General features: G+C 71.3%; 19 protein-coding genes. 9 read left to right on the top strand and 10 right to left on the bottom strand.

Annotated features, from left to right (window positions below):
* Window positions 1–258 precede the first annotated feature (258 nt).
* The 4 genes from ROTAS13_RS03730 to ROTAS13_RS03715 form a co-directional block, all read right to left on the bottom strand.
* Window positions 259–1,053, bottom strand: a complete 795-nt coding sequence (locus ROTAS13_RS03730) for an amino acid ABC transporter ATP-binding protein (RefSeq protein WP_019462348.1) — start codon at window positions 1,051–1,053, stop codon at window positions 259–261.
* A 22-nt stretch (window positions 1,054–1,075) separates the two neighbouring features.
* A complete protein-coding gene (locus ROTAS13_RS03725; RefSeq protein WP_058390557.1) occupies window positions 1,076–2,209 on the bottom strand; it encodes an amino acid ABC transporter permease in 1,134 nt (377 codons plus the stop codon).
* A 16-nt stretch (window positions 2,210–2,225) separates the two neighbouring features.
* On the bottom strand, window positions 2,226–3,398 hold the full coding sequence (locus tag ROTAS13_RS03720) for an amino acid ABC transporter permease (RefSeq protein ID WP_019462346.1): 1,173 nt from the start codon (window positions 3,396–3,398) through the stop codon (window positions 2,226–2,228).
* A gap of 125 nt (window positions 3,399–3,523) precedes the next feature.
* Window positions 3,524–4,546: an amino acid ABC transporter substrate-binding protein gene (locus ROTAS13_RS03715; RefSeq protein ID WP_083755390.1), complete on the bottom strand. Its 1,023-nt coding sequence runs from the start codon at window positions 4,544–4,546 to the stop codon at window positions 3,524–3,526.
* 280 nt (window positions 4,547–4,826) lie between these two features.
* Here ROTAS13_RS03715 and ROTAS13_RS03710 point away from each other — a divergent pair, with 280 nt between their 5' ends.
* On the top strand, window positions 4,827–5,759 hold the full coding sequence (locus tag ROTAS13_RS03710; RefSeq protein ID WP_075821577.1) for an ornithine cyclodeaminase family protein: 933 nt from the start codon (window positions 4,827–4,829) through the stop codon (window positions 5,757–5,759).
* A 371-nt stretch (window positions 5,760–6,130) separates the two neighbouring features.
* Here ROTAS13_RS03710 and ROTAS13_RS03705 read toward each other — a convergent pair whose 3' ends face one another.
* The 3 genes from ROTAS13_RS03705 to ROTAS13_RS03695 form a co-directional block, all read right to left on the bottom strand.
* The gene (locus ROTAS13_RS03705) at window positions 6,131–7,036 is read right to left on the bottom strand and encodes an NAD-dependent protein deacetylase (RefSeq protein WP_226945991.1); all 906 of its coding nucleotides are present in this window, start codon (window positions 7,034–7,036) and stop codon (window positions 6,131–6,133) included.
* Between the two features lie 147 nt (window positions 7,037–7,183).
* On the bottom strand, window positions 7,184–8,404 hold the full coding sequence (rlmN, locus tag ROTAS13_RS03700) for a 23S rRNA (adenine(2503)-C(2))-methyltransferase RlmN (RefSeq protein WP_226945992.1): 1,221 nt from the start codon (window positions 8,402–8,404) through the stop codon (window positions 7,184–7,186).
* Entirely contained in the window at window positions 8,401–8,931 is a 531-nt protein-coding gene (locus ROTAS13_RS03695; RefSeq protein WP_026033422.1) for an invasion associated locus B family protein, read from the bottom strand. The genes rlmN and ROTAS13_RS03695 overlap by 4 nt, the downstream gene beginning before the upstream one ends.
* A 303-nt stretch (window positions 8,932–9,234) precedes the next feature.
* Between ROTAS13_RS03695 and ROTAS13_RS03690 the strand changes: the two genes are divergently transcribed.
* The 6 genes from ROTAS13_RS03690 to ROTAS13_RS03665 all read left to right on the top strand — a co-directional run bounded on the left by ROTAS13_RS03690 (window position 9,235) and on the right by ROTAS13_RS03665 (window position 14,325).
* The gene (locus tag ROTAS13_RS03690) at window positions 9,235–10,506 is read left to right on the top strand and encodes a methyltransferase (protein ID WP_075821575.1); all 1,272 of its coding nucleotides are present in this window, start codon (window positions 9,235–9,237) and stop codon (window positions 10,504–10,506) included.
* A gap of 192 nt (window positions 10,507–10,698) precedes the next feature.
* On the top strand, window positions 10,699–12,471 hold the full coding sequence (locus tag ROTAS13_RS03685) for a transglycosylase domain-containing protein (protein WP_075821574.1): 1,773 nt from the start codon (window positions 10,699–10,701) through the stop codon (window positions 12,469–12,471).
* Window positions 12,468–13,040, top strand: coding sequence for a hypothetical protein (locus tag ROTAS13_RS03680; RefSeq protein ID WP_075821573.1), 573 nt, complete (start codon window positions 12,468–12,470; stop codon window positions 13,038–13,040). Before ROTAS13_RS03685 ends, ROTAS13_RS03680 begins: the two co-directional genes overlap by 4 nt.
* A 95-nt stretch (window positions 13,041–13,135) precedes the next feature.
* On the top strand, window positions 13,136–13,438 hold the full coding sequence (locus ROTAS13_RS03675; protein ID WP_019462337.1) for a putative quinol monooxygenase: 303 nt from the start codon (window positions 13,136–13,138) through the stop codon (window positions 13,436–13,438).
* 127 nt (window positions 13,439–13,565) lie between these two features.
* Window positions 13,566–13,991, top strand: coding sequence for a MerR family transcriptional regulator (locus ROTAS13_RS03670; RefSeq protein WP_075821572.1), 426 nt, complete (start codon window positions 13,566–13,568; stop codon window positions 13,989–13,991).
* A complete protein-coding gene (locus ROTAS13_RS03665) occupies window positions 13,954–14,325 on the top strand; it encodes a carboxymuconolactone decarboxylase family protein (RefSeq protein WP_226945993.1) in 372 nt (123 codons plus the stop codon). Before ROTAS13_RS03670 ends, ROTAS13_RS03665 begins: the two co-directional genes overlap by 38 nt.
* 237 nt (window positions 14,326–14,562) lie before the next feature.
* Here the strand turns inward: ROTAS13_RS03665 and ROTAS13_RS03660 are convergent, their stop codons facing one another.
* Window positions 14,563–15,042: a glutathione peroxidase gene (locus ROTAS13_RS03660; RefSeq protein WP_027297271.1), complete on the bottom strand. Its 480-nt coding sequence runs from the start codon at window positions 15,040–15,042 to the stop codon at window positions 14,563–14,565.
* A 282-nt stretch (window positions 15,043–15,324) separates the two neighbouring features.
* The gene (locus ROTAS13_RS03655) at window positions 15,325–15,786 is read right to left on the bottom strand and encodes a MarR family winged helix-turn-helix transcriptional regulator (RefSeq protein WP_075821571.1); all 462 of its coding nucleotides are present in this window, start codon (window positions 15,784–15,786) and stop codon (window positions 15,325–15,327) included.
* A 56-nt stretch (window positions 15,787–15,842) separates the two neighbouring features.
* Between ROTAS13_RS03655 and ROTAS13_RS03650 the strand changes: the two genes are divergently transcribed.
* Entirely contained in the window at window positions 15,843–16,427 is a 585-nt protein-coding gene (locus tag ROTAS13_RS03650) for an NADPH-dependent FMN reductase (RefSeq protein WP_252571852.1), read from the top strand.
* Window positions 16,428–16,532: 105 nt separating this feature from the next.
* On the opposite strand, the gene ROTAS13_RS03645 is transcribed toward ROTAS13_RS03650, so the two are convergent.
* Window positions 16,533–17,864: an esterase-like activity of phytase family protein gene (locus tag ROTAS13_RS03645; protein WP_075821569.1), complete on the bottom strand. Its 1,332-nt coding sequence runs from the start codon at window positions 17,862–17,864 to the stop codon at window positions 16,533–16,535.
* A 228-nt stretch (window positions 17,865–18,092) separates the two neighbouring features.
* On the opposite strand from ROTAS13_RS03645, the gene ROTAS13_RS03640 reads away from it, so the two are divergent.
* Window positions 18,093–19,139, top strand: a complete 1,047-nt coding sequence (locus tag ROTAS13_RS03640; RefSeq protein WP_075821568.1) for a tripartite tricarboxylate transporter substrate binding protein — start codon at window positions 18,093–18,095, stop codon at window positions 19,137–19,139.
* Window positions 19,140–19,433: the final 294 nt, after the last annotated feature.

Below are 19,433 nucleotides of genomic sequence, written 5' to 3'. Positions count from 1 at the left end.
CTTGAGCTGGTACCGGGTGGCGAGGTCGGCCTGCGGCCCGATCCCTGGGAGGAGGTGGATCGGCGGGGCCCCCGGAAAAGGAAAACAACCATGTCCGCGCTGGCGGCGCCCATGGTCGCCGGGGAGCTTGGCTCTCCGGCGCGATCCGGCGTCAGCGAGCGCCAGATCATCGGGTCCAGGGCCCGCAGGATCCTGGCGAAGTGGGGGTTCGGGGGCGAGGCGGAGCCCTGCCCCCGAAGCGCGCCGCCTCCCGGGCGATCAGTGTCCGCGCAGGATCTGCGACAGGAACGCGCGCAGGCGGTCGGTGCGGGGGTTGTTGAACATCTCCTCCGGCGTGCCGGATTCGACCACCTCGCCCCGGTCCATGAACACCACCCGGTCGGCCACGGTGCGGGCGAAGCCCATCTCGTGCGTCACGCAGATCATGGTCATGCCGCTTTCCGCCAGGCTGACCATGGTGTCCAGCACCTCCTTGATCATCTCCGGATCGAGCGCCGAGGTCGGCTCGTCGAACAGCATGATCTTGGGCTTCATGCACAGCGCCCGGGCGATCGCCACGCGCTGCTGCTGCCCGCCGGAAAGCTGGCCGGGGTACTTGTTCGCCTGGTCGGGGATCTTGACCTTGCGCAGGTACTCCATCGCCTCTTCCTCGGCCTGCGCCTTGGGCATCTTGCGTACCCAGATCGGCGCCAGGGTGCAGTTCTGCAGGATCGTCAGGTGCGGGAAGAGGTTGAAGCTCTGGAACACCATCCCGACCTCGCGCCGGATGGCATCCAGCGCGCGGATGTCGTCCGTCAGCTCCACCCCGTCCACCAGGATGCGGCCCTGCTGGTGCTGCTCCAGCCGGTTGATGCAGCGGATCATGGTGGACTTGCCCGAGCCCGAGGGCCCGCACACCACCACCCGCTCGCCGGTCGCGACCTGCAGGTTCACGTCGCGCAGCACATGCATCGTGCCGTACCACTTGTTGACGTTCTCCAGCAGGATCGCCGGCGCCGTCCCCGCCCGCACGGCGGAGGCGACATGCGATTCCGGGCTCAGCGTTGCGCTCATGGTGTCGTTCTCCGGAAAGGGCTCAGCGCCGGCGGTGCCGGTTCAGCTCGGCCTCGAGATTCTGGCTGTAGCGCGACATGGCGAAGCAGAAGCAGAAGTAGATGAGCGCCACCACGATGTAGACCTCGATGCCGAAGCCCTGCCAGGCAGGCTCCACGATCGCCGTCTTGGCCGCGGTCAGCAGGTCGAAGATGCCGATGATCAGCACCAGCGACGTGTCCTTGAAGAAGCCGATGAAGGTGTTCACCAGCGGCGGGATCACCAGCCGCAGCGCCTGCGGCAGCACGATCAGCCCGGTCTTCTTCCAGTAGCTCAGCCCCAGCGCGTCCGCCGCCTCGTACTGCCCCTTGCCCAGCGCCTGCAGCCCGCCGCGCACCACCTCCGCCAGATAGGCGGCGGCGAAGAGGATGATGGCGATCTGCGCGCGCAGCAGCTTGTCGATGTTCATCCCCTCGGGCAGGAACAGCGGAAACATCACGCTCGCCATGAACAGCAGCGAGATCAGCGGCACGCCGCGGATCAGCTCGACATAGACGATGCAGAGCAGCCGGATCGCCGGCATCGAGGAACGCCGTCCCAGCGCCACCAGGATCGACAGCGGAAAGGCCACCGCGATGCCGAAGGTGGACAGGATCAGCGTGATCGGCAGCCCGCCCCAGCGCTCCTGCGGCACATAGGTGAGGCCGGGCACGCCCCCCCACATCAGCAGCGCGATGACCGCCAGCGTCACCACCCACACCACCGCCAGCTCCCAGCGCCAGAAGCGCCGCATGGCGGAAACGATGTAGAGCCCGATGAACAGCAGGCAGACCAGCGCCGGCCGCCACTGCTCGTCATAGGGATAGGTGGCGAAGAGGATGAAGCGGTACTTCTCCGTGATCACCGCCCAGCAGGCGCCAGTGCCCTGCACCGCGCGGCAGGCCTGGGTCTGGTTGTCCGGCACCGACCAGACGGCGTTGACGAAGGCCCAGTCCACGAAGCCGATCGCCCAGCGCACGATCAGGTAGATCAGCGCCAGCGTGACCGCGGTGGACCACCAGGAGGAGAACAGGTTCGTCCGCAGCCAGGCCACCGGCCCCACCACCGTGGTGGGCGGCTGGCGCGGCACCGCCTCGGGCGATCCGGCGGCGGCGGTGTTGAGGGTGATGTCGCTCATGCTGCCGCTCCCTCTCTCAGCGTTCCACCAGCGCGATGCGCGTGTTGTACCAGTTCATGAACAGGCTGATGCTCAGGCTGATGGTCAGGTAGACCAGCATGATGATGGCGATGCCCTCGATCGCCTGCCCCGTCTGGTTCAGCACCGTGTTGGCGATGGACACGATGTCCTGGTAGCCGATGGCCACCGCCAGCGAGGAGTTCTTCGTCAGGTTCAGGTACTGGCTGGTCATCGGCGGGATGATCACCCGCAGCGCCTGCGGCAGGATGACCTGCCGCAGCATCGTCCCCGGCCGCAGCCCCAGCGCCTGCGCCGCCTCCCACTGCCCCTGCGGCACCGAGGTGATGCCCGCGCGCACGATCTCGGCGATGAAGGCCGAGGTGTACATCACCAGCCCCAGCAGCAGCGCGAAGTACTCCGGGCTCACCGTCAGCCCGCCCTGGAAGTTGAAGCCGCGCAGCGCCGGGATGTCCGGCGTGAAGGGCGCGCCCAGCACCGCCCAGATCAGGATGGGCAGGCCGAGGATCAGCGCCAGCCCCGCCGGCCAGACCCGCCGCGGCTGCCCGTCCTGCATCTGCTTGGCCCGCGCGGAACGCGCATAGAACCAGGTGGCGACCGCCCCCGCGACCAGGCCCAGCAGCGCCCAGTTGTGCGCGTCCGTCCACTCGATCCAGGGCAGCTTCAGCCCGCGGTTGCTCAGGAACACGCCTTCCACCGGGTGCAGCGACTGCCGCGGCACCGGCAGGCTCTGCATGATCGTGTACCAGAACAGCAGTTGCAGCAGCAGCGGCACGTCGCGCACCACCTCGACATAGACCGCCGCGATCTTGCCCAGCAGCCAGTTCCTCGACAGCCGCGCGATGCCCACCAGCGTGCCGAAGACCGTGGCCAGGATCACGCCCACCACCGCCACCTTCAGCGTGTTCAGCACGCCCACCGCCAGGGCGCGGAAATAGGTGCTGGTGGGCGAATACTCGATCAGGTGCTCGCCGATCGGCAGCCCCGCCTCCCGCCACAGGAAGCCGAAGCCCGTGGCGATGCGCCTCACCTCCAGGTTGCGCGCGGTGTTGCTGGCCAGCCACCAGACGACGGCCACCACCAGCCCCACGATCAGCACCTGCCAGACGATGGAGCGCACCCGCTCGTCCCGCCAGCTCAGGCGAAAGGCTTTCTTCGGGGGCGCCTTCATGTGGCGCGGGTCCGTCGAGCTTTGCGACATCGGGAAAGCCCCTTGCATCTGTCCGGCCTTCTGCGGGCCGCGTCCCGGAGGAAAGGGCCGCGGGCCAGGACCGGCCCGCGGCGTTCAGGTCAGGCTCAGCGCATCGGCGGCGCGTATTGCAGCCCGTCCTTGTTCCACAGCGCGTTCTTGCCGCGCGGCAGGCCGATCGGCTTCAGGTTGCGGTCGAACACCTCGCTATAGTTGCCCACAGCCTTGATGACCTTCACCGCCCAGTCGTTCGACACGCCCAGCATCTTGCCCAGGTCGCCGTTCTTGCCGACGAAGCGCTGGATGTCCGGGTTCGGGCTGCTGGCCATCGAATCCACGTTCTTGGAATCGATTCCCAGCTCCTCCGCCGTCACCAGCGCGAAATGCGTCCAGCGCACGAGGTCGGCGAAGCCCGGGTCGCCCTGCCGCACCGCCGGCGCCAGTGGCTCCTTGCTGATCAGCTCCGGCAGGATCACGTAGTCGTCCGGCTTCGGCTGGGTGGAACGGGTCGCCGCCAGCCCCGAGGCGTCCGTCGTATAGGCATCGCAGCGCCCGGCCACGAAGGCGCTCACCAGCTCCTCCAGCCGCTCGATCACCACCGGGGTGAACTTGACGTTGCTGGCCCGCGCCCAGTCGGTCAGGTTCTGCTCCGTGGTGGTGCCCGGCTGCACGCAGATCGTGGCGCCGTCCAGCTCCTTGGCGCTCTTCACGCCGGTGGACGTCTTCACCATGAAGCCCTGGCCGTCATAGAAGGTCGTGGCCGCGAAATCGAAGCCCAGGCTGGTGTCGCGCGACAGCGTCCAGGTCGTGTTGCGCGCCAGCATGTCCACCTCGCCCGACTGCAGTGCGGTGAAGCGGTTCTGCGCCGTGGTCGGCACGTAGCGCACCTTGCTCGCATCGCCGAAGATCGCCGCCGCCACTGCCTTGCAGTAGTCCACGTCGAAGCCGCGCCACACGCCCTGGCTGTCCGGCTGGGCGAAACCCGCCAGCCCGGTGTTCACCCCGCAGACGAGGCTGCCTCGGGACTTGATCGCATCCAGCGTCGCCCCGGACGGAGCGGCGGGTGCCTGCTGTGCCGCAGCCGGCGTCGCAAAGGCCCCGAGCGCCAGGGCGCCAAGGGATCCGAGCATGACGGCAAGCCGAAAAGGCCGCATTCCCTGAACTCTCCAAAAATGAATTCCACAGATCCCGCCCCGTTGCCCGGCACGGTGGGCCGCCATCCCGGGTTCCTACATTCCGGTCTGGCAGCCCTGCATAAATCGATACCCTTGAGTTTCGGGCGGCGCAAATCCCGCCTTCGCATCGGCCTCTGCCCGAATCCGCGCCATAAGAACGCAGTGCAGACAGCAAGGGCCGTGCCATGAACTGGAACAGGCCCGCCCGAACCCCAGCCCGTGGAAGGCCACCACCATGCGCATCATCCCGAAAACGGAAGTGGACCGGCTGCTTCCCTGGCCGGAACTGATCGCCGCGCTGGAGGAGGTCTTCCGCCTCGGCTGCGACGCCCCGCTGCGCCATCACCACCCCTTGCCGAACGGCCCGGATGCCACCGGATCGCTCCTGCTGATGCCCGCCTGGTGGGCAGACCGCTTCACGGGGGTCAAGATCGTGCATGTCATGCCGGCGAACGCCGCCGCCGGCCTGCCCGCCGTCCAGTCCTCCTACCTCCTCTCCGACGGCCGCACCGGCGAGGCCCTGGCCCTGCTCGACGGCGGCGCCCTGACCGACCGCCGCACGGCGGCCAGCAGCGTCCTCGCCGCCCGCTTCCTGGCCCGCCCCGGCAGCCGCCACCTGCTCGTCCTGGGCAGCGGCCGCGTCGCCGAGGCCCTGGCTGCCTGCTACGCCAGCGCCTTTCCGCTCGAACGCATCGCCATCTGGTCGCGCCGCCCCGAAAACGCCCAGGCCCTGGCCCGCCACCTGCGTGCCGAAGGCCTGCCCGCCGAATCGGTGGCCCGGCCGGACCCCGCCTCGGCCGACATCGTCGCCTGCGCCACCCTCTCGGCCACGCCGCTGGTCACCGGCGCCGCCATCCGCCCCGGCACCCATGTGGACCTCGTCGGCGCCTTCCGCCCCACCATGCGCGAGAGCGACGGCGCCCTCCTGGCCCGCGCCCGCCTCGTGGTGGACACCCGCCCCGGTGCCCTGGCCGAGGCCGGCGACGTGGTCCAGGCCATCGCCGAGGGCGCCATCACCGAGGCCGGCATCGCCGCCGACCTGGCCCAGCTCTGCCGGGGCGAAAGCCGGGGGCGCGAATCGCCGGACGAGGTCACCGTCTTCAAATCCGTCGGCTGGGCTGGCGAGGACCTCGCCGCCGCCGCCCTGGCCTACCAGCGCGCCGGCTGAACCGCGTCGCGCTTCATGGTCAACCGCGCCGGGGGAGAGGCTCTGCCTCTCGCCCCGGACCCCCTCTCCGCCAGGACACTGCGTGCCCTGGACCCGGGGAGTTGGCACCCCTGGTGGCCGTTGTTCTGCAGCCTGATCCCAGGGAACAGGTGGAGGCGTGGGGTTCCCGAGAAGAAGAAGACACCCTGTCCGCGCGGGTGGCGCCGGCAGTCCACCGGAGAGCCAGGCTCTCCGGCGCGATCCGGCATCAGCGAGAGCCAACGAAAATGGGTCCAGGGCCCGCAGGGTCCTGGCGGATAGGGGGGCGGGGGAAAGGCGGCGCCTTTCCCCCGGGACAGCGCAACGCCGGACGCAAAGCCGTCCCCCAGGGATCAGAGCAGGAAGGCCAGGGCCTCCTCGCAGCTCTGTTCCACCTTCAGCGCCAGCATCCCGTCCGCCCGGGTGCGGCCCAGGTTCACCGCCGCCAGCGGCTTGCCGGCCTTGGCCGCCGCCTGGACGAAGCGAAAACCGGAATAGACCATCAGCGAGGACCCCACGACCAGCATGGCATCGGCGCGTTCCAGCGCCCGATAGGCTTCCTCCACCCGTTCCCGCGGCACGTTCTCGCCGAAGAACACCACATCCGGCTTCAGCAGCCCGCCGCAGACCGGACAGTCCGGCACGACGAAGCGCCCGAAATCCCGCCCCTCCAGGTCGGCATCCCCATCCGGCGCGATCCCGGCGCCGAGCCCGGCCCAGTCCGGGTTGCGCCGCACCAGCTCCTCCTGCATCGCCTCGCGCGGCATCTCATGGCCGCAGCCCAGGCAGCGCACCACATCGAGCCGCCCGTGCAGGTCGATCACCCGCCGGCTGCCCGCCGCCTGGTGCAGCCGGTCGACGTTCTGGGTCAGCAGCAGCTCGCATCGTCCCCGCTCCTCCAGCCGCGCCAGCGCCGCATGCGCCCGGTTGGGCCGCACCTGCCGGAAGAAGCGCCAGCCGACCATGCCCCGCGCCCAGTAGCGGCGGCGCGTGGCCTCGCTGCCCAGGAAGGCCTGCAGGGTCACCGGCTGGGCACGTTTCCACTGCCCCTCCGCGTCACGGTAGTCGGGAATGCCCGACCCGGTGCTGCATCCGGCACCGGACAGCACGAAAAGGCGCGGGTGCCGCGCCACGAATTCCGCCAATCCGCCTGGATAGGCAGGGGCGATGGAAAGGGGAGCGTCCAGGGCAGGCGCTGGGGGAGGGGCCGGGGGCGGCGTCGCGACATCCGTCATGCCGGAGGGATATAGGAACGCCATCCCCCGATCGCCGCCCGTCCCTGCGCATGGCGGCCGCGGTTCCCGGCCATCGCTGCATCGCGCCTCGTGGCCGCCCGCCGGGAAAGGGGCACGGCGCCGGACGTCAGGGCAGGAGTGGCAACCGCCCCTGCCATATCCTCCGGGGCCTCACCCCACCGTTTCGGTCGCCGCGGGCCGCCGCTGCCGCTCGGACTCGGTCTTCAACTGCCCACAGGCGGCCAGGATGTCGCGCCCGCGCGGCCGGCGGATCGGGGCCGAATACCCCGCATCGCTGACGATCTGGGCGAAACGCCGCACCACCTCGGGCTTCGAGGTCCTGTAGGCGCTGCCCGGCCAGGAATTGAACGGGATCAGGTTCACCTTGGCCGGAATGCCGTGCAGCAGCCGCACCAGCTCCCGCGCCTCGGCCTCGCTGTCGTTCACCCCGTCCAGCATCACGTATTCGAAGGTGATCCGGCGGGCGTTGGAGGCGGAGGGATAGCGCCGGCAGGCGGCCATCAGCTCGGCGATCGGATACTTCCGGTTCAGCGGCACGATCTCGTCGCGCAGCTCGTCCGTCACCGCGTGCAGGCTGACGGCGAGGCCGACATTCAGCTCCCGCCCGCAGCGGTCCATCATCGGCACGACGCCGGAGGTGGACAGGGTGATCCGCCGCCGCGACAGGCCGATCCCCTCGTTGTCCATCACGATGGTCAGCGCCTTGGCGACATTCTCGTAGTTGTAGAGCGGCTCGCCCATCCCCATCACGACGATGTTGCTCAGGTGGCGCGGCGTGCCGTCCTTGGGGGAGGGCCACTCGCCATAGCTGTCGCGCGCCGCCATGAACTGGCCGACGATCTCGGCGGCGCCCAGGTTGCGCACCAGCTTCTGCGTGCCCGTGTGGCAGAACCGGCAGGACAGCGTGCAGCCGACCTGGGTGGAGATGCAGACGGCGCCGCGATCCTCCTGCCCGTCGGGGATATAGACCGTCTCCACCTGCTGCGCGTCGCGGAAGCGGAACAGCCACTTGCGCGTGCCATCCTTGGAAAGCTGCTCGGTGGCCACGTCCGGCCGCCCCACGGCGAACCGCTCCGCCAGCCGCTGCTGCATCGGCCGCGCGATGGTCGGCATCTGCGCGAAGTCACGCACGCCCTGGTGATAGATCCAGTGCCAGAGCTGCCGGGCGCGGAAGGGCTTCTCGCCCATCGCCACCATCTCCGCCTCCAGCTCCGCCCGCGACAGGCCGACGAGGTCGCGCCGCCCATCCGGCAGCGTGGCCGGGGGCGGGGCGAAGATCGCCGACTTGGCGAGGATGCGCGCGGCCTCGGCCTCGGTCAGCTCGGCGGGGTTCGCGGCATCGGGGCGGGTCCGGAGGGCGGCGTCGCTCATCGGCGGGGGGGACATTCCTTGGAGATCGCCTCATAGGCCGCGGAGAAGCCGCTGAGGGAGAAGGTATCGGTGGTGGCGCCCTTGCCCTGCGGCCCGGGCCCCTTGATCACGAGATCGCGGCCCGCCTTGAAGGCGGCCACGGCGGCGGAACCCTCCTGGGCGAAGGCATTGTTCTGCACCCCGTAGAAACGCAGCTCGTTGGAGCCGACCGCGCCGGTGATCTCGGCATCGCGGTTGTTCTCCCGGCGGAAGGCATAGCCCAGCGAGGCCGCCACCTGGTCGCGCCCCTGCGGCCGCTGCGTCACCGTCAGCATGACGTTCTGCCGGCTGCCGCCGCCCTCGCTCTTCGCCGCGCGGGTGAAGGCATAGCAGACCTTGCCGCCACTCTCCTGGTGGGTCGCGGCCGTCCAGCTGCCGAAGCTGCCGAGGCGCTGCGGACCGCCGGCGGCACGATTCTGCGCTGAGGCCTCCGGCACCTGGGCGAGGGAGACGAGCGCGAGGGCGAGAACAGGGAGCAATCGCTTCATGGCGGCGCAGATAAGGCCCCGGAGCCACCCGGTTCAACCGCGGAGATGACCGGATCAGCCATGTTCCGCAGCCGGGCCGGTCCGGACGGCGGCAAGGAACGGCGCCGCCTCCGCCTCCCGGCACGCTTCCCGCCCCGCATCCGGGTAGTGCCCAGCGGCCTCGCCCGCCCGCGCCGCGTGCCTCCCGGCGACGCTCCGCCCGGTCATCCCGCCCAGCCCGGCCGGCACTGCCCCCCAGCGGGCATCCCCGCTTGGCGCCCCGGCCACATCGCCTTATCAGCCCGGCCCATGCAGGATGCGCGCATGACCGGCCAGCCCCTACCCGAGCAGGACGAGCGCGACCGCCAGCTCGCCGCCCAGTACGACAGCTACCCCTATCCCGCCCGCAACCCGGCGGACGAGGCCAAGCGCCTGATCATCGGCAGCCCCTCCCACCTGCGGGAAGTGGACCACTGGATCTTCGGCGCCCGCCGCCCGGAGTCGCAGCCGCTGCGCGCGCTGATGGCCGGCGGCGGCTCGGGCGACGGCACCATCATGCTGGCCCAGCACCTCGCCCGCGCCGGCCGCCCGGGCGAGGTGGTCTGGCTCGACCGCTCCGCCGCCGCGCGCAAGGTGGCGCAGGCCCGGGCGGAAAGGCGTGGCCTCGGCAACATCCGCTTCACCGAGGGCTCGATCCTCGACCTGCCCGACCCCCAGCTCGGCCTCTTCGACTACATCGACTGCTGCGGCGTGCTGCACCACCTGCCCGACCCGCTGCAGGGCCTGCGCAACCTCGCCGCCTCGCTCGCCCCCGGCGGCGGCATCGGCCTCATGGTCTATGCCCCGCATGGCCGCACCGGCGTCTACATGCTCCAGGACGCGCTGCGCCTCCTCACCCCGCCCGAGGAAGCCCCGGCGACACGGCTGGAGATCGGCAAGCGCCTCTGGAAGCAGGCACCCGAGACCGCCTGGCTCCGCCGCAACCCCTGGATCACCGACCACACGGAGGGCGGCGACGCCGGCCTCTACGACCTGCTGCTGAACCCGCGCGACGTGGCCTATACCGTGCCGCAGCTCGCCGCCCTGATCGAAGCCGCCGGCCTGCGCCTGCGCTGCCTCGTGGAGCCCCTGCGCTACGACCCCGACCGCTACCTGCCCGACCCGCGCCTGCGCGAACGCGCCGCCCGGCTCGGCCCCATCGGCCGCGCCGCCCTGGCGGAGGCGGTGGCGGGCAACATGGGCATCCACATCGCCTACTGCACCCGCGACCCGGCGCCGGAGCCCGACTGGGACGATCCCGATTCGGTCCCCGTGCTGCGGGAGATGGACGGCGCCACCCTGGCCCGCGCCGTGGCCCCCCAGGGCGTGCTGCCGGTGAACTTCGACGGCGTGCGCATGAACCTCGCCCTGCCGCGCCTCGCCCCGGCGATCCTGGCCCGCGTGGACGGCCGGCGCAGCCTGGGCGAGATCGCCGAGGCCGTGGCGGCGGGCGGCGCCTCCCGCGAACAGGTGGCCCGTGACCTCGCCGCGCTGCGCGGGGTGATGGAGCCGCTGAACCGCCTCCTCCTCGCCGCGCCCCGCCCGGGTGGCGGGTGACGCATCCCGGGGCAGGGACCCCGCCGCCCCTCCGAGGCCCGGTGAGGCAACCCCGGTGACGGCCACCCCGTGAGGAGAGCCCCCGATCCGGACGGGCTGCCGCCCCCGCGCCCCAGGGCAGGGACCAGGGGAGGGGCCAAGGGGGAGACCAGGGACGGCATCCGGCAAGGCGCGGGCCGCCCCCCGCCGGCCATGCCATCCCCTCGGCGGGCACAACCCGGCCGCGGCGGCTGGCGCTGGCTGCGCCGCGGCCTGGTGCTCTCCATCTGGGCCGCGATCGGCGCGGCCCTGCTCCTCCTCGCCCTGGTCTGGGACCTGCCGGCGCCGGAAAAGGCCCTCTCCGCCACCCGCCGCCCCTCCCTGACGCTGGAGGCCATGGACGGCCGCGTGATCGCCACCCAGGGCGACCTCTATGGCGAGGCCCTGCGGCTGAAGGAGATGCCCGTCGCCATGCCGCAGGCGCTGATGGCCATCGAGGACCGCCGCTTCCTCAGCCATCCCGGCATCGACCCGGTGGGCCTGCTGCGCGCCGCCTGGGCCAACCTGCGCGCGGGGCATGTGGTGCAGGGCGGCTCCACCCTGACCCAGCAGCTCGCCAAGAACCTCTTCCTCAGCCCCGACCGCTCCTTCCGCCGCAAGGCGCAGGAGGTGCTGATGGCCCTCTGGCTGGAACGCCGCTTCACCAAGACCGAGCTGCTGGAGATCTACCTGAACCGCGTCTATCTGGGCTCCGGCGTCTATGGCGTGGACGCGGCGGCGCGGGCCTATTTCGGCATCTCCGCCCGCCGCCTGAACCTGTGGCAGGCGGCGATGCTGGCCGGGCTGCCCAAGGCCCCCTCCCGCCTCAACCCCCGCACCGATCCGGAGGCCGCGATCCGCCGCGCGAAGGACGTGCTGCGCGCCATGGCCGAGACCGGCGCCATCACCCCGGAACAGGCGGAGCGCGAGGCCACCCGCATCGCCCTGCCGCCGCGCCCGGGCCGCAACGCCGGCTGGTTCGCCGACTGGGTGCAGGACGAGCTGGGCCGCCGCTTCCCGGAAAGCGCCGACCTCGTCCTGCGCACCACCCTCGACGCCCGCATCCAGGCCGTGGCGGAAGCCCGCCTCAACGCCCTCTTCGCCGGCCCCGGCGCGGCGGCCGGGGTGGGCGACGGTGCCGTGCTGGTGCTGGATGCCCCCACCGGCGCCGTGCGCGCCATGGTCGGCGGCCGCGCCTACCGCACCAGCCAGTTCAACCGCGCCGTGGACGCGCGCCGCCAGCCGGGCTCCGCCTTCAAGCCCTTCGTCGTCCTGGCGGCGTTGGAAGTAGGCATGGACATCTCCACCACCGTCTCCGACGCGCCCCTGACCCTGGGCAACTGGTCCCCCGGCAACGGCCACTGGGCCAGCCGGGGCGAGATCACGCTGGAGGATATGCTGGTCCACAGCGTCAACACCGCGGCGGTCCGCACCCTGCTCCGCGCCGGCGGGCCGAAGCCGGCGATCGCGGTGGCGCAACGCCTGGGCCTCGCCGGCCCCTTCCCGCAGGACGCCACCCTGGCCCTTGGCACGGGGCAGGCATCCCTGCTGGAACTTGTGTCCGCCTACGCCGCTTTCGCCAATGGAGGGTTGCACGTGGAACCGTTCGGCCTCGCCGCCGCCCGCGGCGGCAACACCCTGCGCTCCCTGCCGCCGCCCGACCCGGCGCGCGTGATGACGGTGGACCAGGCCTATGCCATCCGCCGCGCGCTGGAGAGCGTCGTGGCGCGCGGTACCGCCCGCGCCGCCGCCGTCCCCGGCCGCCTGGTGGGCGGCAAGACCGGCACCACCCAGGATTCGCGCGACGCCTGGTTCATCGGCTTCTCCGGCCGCACCGTGATCGGGGTCTGGCTCGGCAACGACGACGCCACGCCGATGAACGACGTCCAGGGCGGCACCCTGCCGGCCCGCCTCTTCCATGAGATCCTCGAGGAGATCCCGCGATGAAGCCGGAGACGCCCCCCCCGGAGAACCTCCCCGGAGAGACCTCCGGCTCCCCCCCTCTGGCCGAGTTCTCCTTCCTGTTCAGCCCCGTGCGCCACGCGGCGAACAACCTCGCCATGGTCCTGCTGATGAACCTCGAATCGGCGGCGCGCGTCATCCCGCCCACCGAGCGCGGCAGCCGGCAGATCGCCCGCGCCCTGGAGGCGGCCGAGGAATACGACCGGCTGATGCGCAGCCTCCTGGCCCTGACCCGCAGCGAGCAGGAAGTGCCCCTCCGCGCCAGCGCCTACCTGCAGGACCTGCTGCCGCTGCTGGGCCTCGCCGCGGGCCGCAAGCTCACCCTGGAGGCCGAGGGGGAACCGGCCGAGCTCCGGGTCCGGCGCCCGGCCCTGGACGCCGCCCTGCTGGCGCTGATGCAGGACATGCCGGCGGGGAGCCCCCCCGTGCTGCGCCTGCGCGGCACCCGGCTCACGCCCGGCTTCCCGGTCGATGCGGCGCGGCAGGATGCGCTGCGGGCGGCCGGAGTGACGGTGGAAGGCAGCGTCCTCCAACTGCCCACGCGCGCGGGCTGACGGGACGGCCCGCGATTGACCCTCCGCCCCGCGAAGCGCCTCATCCCGGCCGCCTCATCGCGACAGGCCCGGACCGCCCCAGGGAGAACACCACCATGCCGCAGACCCGCTTCGTCGTGCTCGCCGAGTTCCGCCTGAAGCCAGAGGGCCGCGCCCGCTTCATCGAGCTCGCCCGCGCCGATGCCCGGGGCTCCGTCGCCGACGAGCCCGGCTGCCACCAGTTCGACCTCCTCCTCCCGGAGGAGGACGAGACCCTCGCCGTGCTGCACGAGGTCTATGACAGCCGCGCCGCCTTCGAGACGCATCTGACCATGCCGCACTACCTGCCCTTCCGCGACGGCGTGCCGGACCTCATCACCGGCAAGACCGTCCGCTTCTTCCGGCAGGACGCCGGCTGAACCCTTCCGGCGCGGCCCCCGGCGCCCCGCGTGGCACGTCCCCGGCGCAGGCGGGGAAAAAGCCGCCTTGACTTCGAGTGCGCTCGAAGTCGTAGCAACCGTGGCGTCAGGAAGGACAAGGCACAGCATGAAGATCGGCGACCTGTCCAGGCGCACCGGGCTGACGGCCCATACGCTGCGCTATTACGAGCGGATCGGGTTGCTGCCGCGGGCATCGCGGGATTCGTCGAAGCAGCGGGACTACGACGCCTCGATCCTGCCCTGGATCGACTTCGTCGGGCGCCTGCGGCGGACCGGCATGCCGGTCCGGGAGATGGTCCGGTATGCCACGCTGCGGTCGCAGGGCGTCGCGAGCGAGCCGGAACGGGAAGACCTCCTCCGGCGGCATCGCCAGCATGTCCGGCGGCAACTGGCCGAGCTTCAGGCGTGCCTGTCCGTCCTCGACAGCAAGATCGCCGGCTACGGCGGTCGTTCCAGGATGGAGAAAGCCGATGACGCCAAACCCCCCCGAGGCCATGAGCCGCTACGAACGGGGCCTGCGCGCCCTGGCTGACATCGACGGCCATGCCGGACAGGCCGTCATCGACTCGCTGGCCGGCATCGCGCCGGACTTCGCGCGCTACCTGCTCGAGTTCCCCTTCGGGGACATCTACTCCCGCCCCGGGCTCGATCTCCGGAGCCGCGAGGTCGCGACCGTCGCCGCGCTGACCGCCCTGGGAAACGCGGGGCCGCAGCTGCGGGTGCACATCCAGGCGGCGCTGAACGTGGGGCTGAGCCAGGACGAGATCGTCGAGATCATCATGCAGATGGCGGTCTATGCCGGCTTCCCCGCCGCCTTGAACGGACTGTCCGCGGCCCGGGAGGTCTTCGCGGCACGCGCCGGCTGACCTTCGCCGGGGCAGCGCCAACGGCCTTCCGGGCCTGGGGCGATGGCCCCCCATACCCCCGTGCGAGGATGCGGTCCGCCAGGCTGCGGCGGCCGCCACCTCGGGGGGGGGAGGCGATGTCCCGTGCCCGGGTGGGAGGATGCGGCCCGCGGAAGGGGGATGGCCAGCCGTCCCCCACCCCTCCGGCACATTCCCCGGCCTCCCCGGGCGAGGCGCCCGGCCCCCCGCGAAGCCCCGCTACAGCAGCGCCTCGATCCGCTTCTCCAGCTCGGCGGGCTTCGTCGTCGGCGCGAAGCGGTCCACCACCGTCCCCTCCCGGTCCACCAGGAACTTGGTGAAGTTCCACTTGATCGCCTCGGTGCCCAGCACGCCCTTCCGCGCGCCCTTGAGCCACTGGAACAGCGGATGCGCCCCCGGCCCGTTCACCTCCACCTTGGCGAAGACCGGAAAGGTGACGTCATAGGTGGTGGAGCAGAACGTCGCGATCTCCGCCTCGCCGCCCGGTTCCTGGCCGCCGAACTGGTTGCAGGGAAAGCCCAGCACCGCGAAGCCCCGCCCCGAATAGGCCCGGTACAATGCCTCCAGCCCCGCATACTGCGGGGTGAAGCCGCATTTGCTCGCGGTGTTCACGATCAGCAGCACCTGCCCCGCATAATCCGCCAGGGGAACCTCCTCCCCCCGCAGCGTCCTGGCGGAAAACCCGTTGATCCCGGCCATGCCATCCCTCCTGCCTCGCATCGCCGCGCAAGGTAGGGCTTCCGCCCGTCCTGCCCAGAGGGAACCACGCAGAGGGAACCACCCAGGGGAACTCCCCAGGGGAACTCCCCAGGGAAACCTTTCAGCGGAAACGCTCCGAAGGGGACAGCCGGTGAAACTCCCGGAAGCACCGGCCGGGGCAGGGGGGCTGCCTGCGAGGAACCCACCGGAGGACGATCCGGGCGAGGCCTGATCCATGGACTGGCCCCGGGGAAACAACCGGCCGGAATGCCGCGCCCCCCATCACCCCGGCGGAGGCAGGGCCGCCTTCATCGCATCCGCCAGCCGCCGGTTGAGCTGCGCCACCGACCGGCGCTCCTGCGCGCTCCAGTTCGCGAGGAGCCGGCCGAGGAGCCGCCGCCGCGCCCCGGTGATCGCGGCGATGAGCCGTTCCCCCGCCTCCGTGATGTGCGCCTCGCGGACCCGCTGGTCGCCGGCGGCCGCCTGCCGGGCCACGAGGCCGAGCCGTTCCAGCCTGGCGACCTGCCGGCTGATCGTCGAATGGTCGCGGCCCGCCTGCCCGGCCAGCTCGACGATGCCGACCGACCCGGCCCGCGCGATCCGCACCAGCAGGGGAAACAGCGCCCGGTCGAGCGTGACCCCTGCCTCCCGCAACAGCACCTCGTCCTGGCGCGGGCTGTTCAGGGCGCCCACCAGATCGATCAGCGCCCCTGCGAGCAGATCGAGATCATGTGTATCATGCACGGTTTACGGCCATCCGGAAGCAACGTAGAACTCCGTGCATGATACACGAGAATCCCGTGGGCGCACCAGCAACCCCGAAAATCCTGCTGATCATGGGCAGCACGCGGGCCAGCCGGCTCTGCCCCACGATCGCCCGCTGGGTTGCCGGCATCGCCGAAGCCTCCGCCGGCCTCGGTTGCGAGCTGGTGGACCTCACCGACTGGCCCCTGCCCATGGACGACGAACCCGGCATCCCCGCCCTCGGCGCCTACCTCCAGCCGCACACGCGGGCCTGGAGCGCGAAGATCGCCGGCGCCGATGCCTTCGTCTTCGTCACGCCGCAGTACAACTGGGGCTACCCCGCCCCGCTCAAGAACGCCATCGACCACCTTCACGCCGAATGGCGCGGCAAGCCCCTGGTGATCGTCAGCTATGGCGGCCATGGCGGCGGCAAATGCGCCGCCCAGCTCCGGCAGGTCGCGGAAGGGCTGAAGATGCGCGTGGTCCCGGCGATGCCCGGCATCACCCTGCCCGAATCGGTGATCCGGGGTGCCCCGATCGACCCGGAAGCCGATCTCGGCGGCCAGGCCGCCCCCATCCGGCAGGCCTTCGCCGAACTGGCCGCCGCCCTTGCCGAAACCGGGACTCCCCCGTCTCCCTAGGCCCCGGCTCCGCTCCCCGAAGGGCTCACCGGACCGGGGCAGGCGGAGCCTCCCCCAGGGCCGGCCACGAAGCGCGGCGCCAAACTCCAGGCAGCAACCGCCGCCTCACTTCCCGGCGTTCAGCCCCAGCCCGCGCACCAGCACGATCCGCGTGCGCTCTCCGCTGATGCCGAAATCGTCGTCGTTCACCAGCAGCAGCGTGTCGTCGGGCAGCACCGCCATCCCCTCCAGCTTCACCGGCAGGTCCTTGTGGTCGGCGGTATCCAGCACCAGCCGCTTGCGCAGCGGCGTGACGCCCGTTCCGGACAGGTCGTTGCCCTGCTCCAGCGTCGGCCGCGTCTGCGGGTCGTCCCACTTGCTGCCGGCGATATCGGTGGCGCCGTCGTTCAGCTTCACCTCGAACAGCTTCGTCGTGCCGTCCGTCCGCTCCAGCACCAGCAGCCGGTCCGGCCCCAGCCAGGTCATCTCGCTGATCCGCGGCGCCGACTGGTTCTCCGAAGGGTCCAGCCGGAAGGAACGCGGGTCCTCCAGCTGGTACACCCACTCGCCCGTCACCTTCCCCGTCGCCGGGTCGAAGCGCAGCAGCCGCGTGTTCTTCGCCTTGCGGAAGGCCGCCGCATCCGGGTTGGCCAGCGGGTTCTGCACCATGGCGTACAGCGCGCTGCCATCCGGCGTGCCGGTCAGGCTCTCGATCCCCCGGTTGGACTGCCGCTTCGCCAGGATCGCCGGCAGCGTGTCCACCACCTCGTACCGCGCCCCCGCCAGCTCCCCCTTGGTCCCGCCCGCCGGGACATAGCGCCGCAGCACCCGCCCATCCGCGCCGATATGCACGATGGAGGGCGCATTCTCCTCGCCGATCCAGAAGCTCCCGTCCGGCGCCTGGAACAGCCCCTCCGCATCCAGCGCGGAGGGGTTGAAATCCAGCTTCTTCCCCTCGGCATCGATCGGCGTCTCGGTGCGGCCGGGCAGGGGGTTCGTCAGCCCCGTGACCGGCTGCCCGTCCTGCCCCTTGATCGCGATCGCCTCGAAGACCCGGAAGCGCTTCGCCGCCGGGTCCAGCATCACCCCGTAGATCGTCGGGCTGTAGGACGGCACCGGATAGACCCGCCCCTTCTCGTCCGGCGCGCAGAGCTTCCCGATCGCCAGCCCGGTGATCTTCACCCCTTCCGCGCAGGTGAAGTTCGGTCCCCGGTCGGACATCGTATAGACGATGTCCGCCGCATCCCCCGGCCGGCGATAGGCGGCGGAACCGATCCCCACCGTCAGCTCCAGCGTCTTGCCGCCCGGAAAGCGCACAGTCCCGAGCTTCATGCCCGGATCATGGTCGTCCAGGATGGTGATCTGCGGCTCCGCGGCACGCGCCGCGTTCAGGAACGGAAAGCCGCCCGCCAGGCAGGGCAGGGCCAGGCAGGTGGCGGCAAGCAGAAGGCGGCGCATCCGAACTCCGGATTCTGTGATCTCAGGCGCCGGCGGATGTAACCGCTCCCCGCACCCCCGCGTATGACGCTCCCGTGACGTTTCCATTCCGCCGCCCACCTGCCGGAACCGCATGGACGTTTCATGCAGATTTCGTAATGATGCACCGGCACCGCCCCGCCGAATCAGGCGGCTGCGAACAAGGCCGGACCCGCCGGCCCCGTCCAGGACAGAAAGACAGAACCGCGCATGTCATCCCAAGACCTCTCGCGCCGCGCCGCGCTCGGCCGCGCCCTTGAACGCGCCCTGGGCCTCGCCGCCCTGGCCACCCCCTTCGCAGCCCCCCTGGCCACCCCGCGCCTCGCCCACGCCCAGTCCGCGTCATCCCAGCCCAACTGGCCGACCCGCCCCGTCACCCTGATGGTCGGCTTCCCGCCCGGCGGCCAGACCGACTTCGCCGCCCGCATCGTCCAGCCCGGCATCGGCAAGGCCCTCGGCCAGACCCTGGTGATCGAGAACCGCGGCGGCGCCGGCGGCAACCTCGCCACCGAGGTGGTCATGCGCGCCAAGCCCGACGGCTACACCCTGATGGCCTCCAACTCCTCCCCCATGGCCATCAACCCCCACACCTTCCCCAACATGACCGTCAACCCGCTGGAGATGGTGAACATCGGCCTCGCCCTCCGCTCGGCCATGGTCCTCTGCGTCCACCCCTCCGTCCCCGCCCGCAACATCCAGGAATTCGTGGCCTGGGTGAAAGCCCAGAAGGACATCCCCGACTACGGCATCGCCTCCGCCGGCAGCCTTTCCCACTGCACCTCGGAACTCTTCCGCGCCCGCGCCGGCCTGCCCGCCATGCAGAGCATCCCCTACCGTGGCTCCGGCCCCGCCATTCAGGACTTCATCGCCGGCCGCTTCCCCATGATGTTCGACGCCGCCTCCGTGGTCGCGCCCTTCGTCAAGGCCAACCAGATCCGCGCCATCATGGTCACCAGCGAAAACCGCGTCCCCGCCTTCCCCGACGCCGCGACGGCGAAGGAGCAGGGCCTCGACGACTTCATCGTCAGCTCCTGGATCGGCATCTCCGGCCCCCGTGGCACCCCGCCCGAGGTCGTGGCCAGGGTCAACGCCGCCCTCAACGAGGCCCTCTCCGACCCCACCGTGCGCGACCGCATCACCAGCCAGGGCGACGAACCCGGCGGCGGCACGCCCGAGAGCTTCGACAAGCTCGTCCGCAGCGACCACGCCCGCTGGGGCCAAGTGGTCAAGGCCAACAACATCACCAGCGCCGGCTGACCGCCTCCACCGCCGCCCGGTCCCACCCGGGCGGCGGCCCCATCGCCGGGGCCAGGGCAGGGGGCCAGGGCAGGAGGCCAGGACAGGAGATCGGGGCCGAAAGCCGGGGCAGGAACCCCTACCGCCCCGCCACCCGCAGCGGCACCGCCTCCCGCACCCCACAACCCGTCGCCACCGGCACCACCGCCTCCCGCGGCACCGCCCCGGCACCCCGCACCCCCGCGAAACTGTTCAGCACCAGCGCCGCGATCACCAGCGCCACGCCCGCCAGCTCCGTCCCCACCGGCACGCGCC

The sequence above is a fragment of the Roseomonas sp. TAS13 genome, assembly GCF_001950415.1.
In the GTDB taxonomy this organism is placed as follows: domain Bacteria; phylum Pseudomonadota; class Alphaproteobacteria; order Acetobacterales; family Acetobacteraceae; genus Roseomonas; species Roseomonas mucosa.
This window is presented reverse-complemented; position numbering and strand designations above follow the sequence as displayed.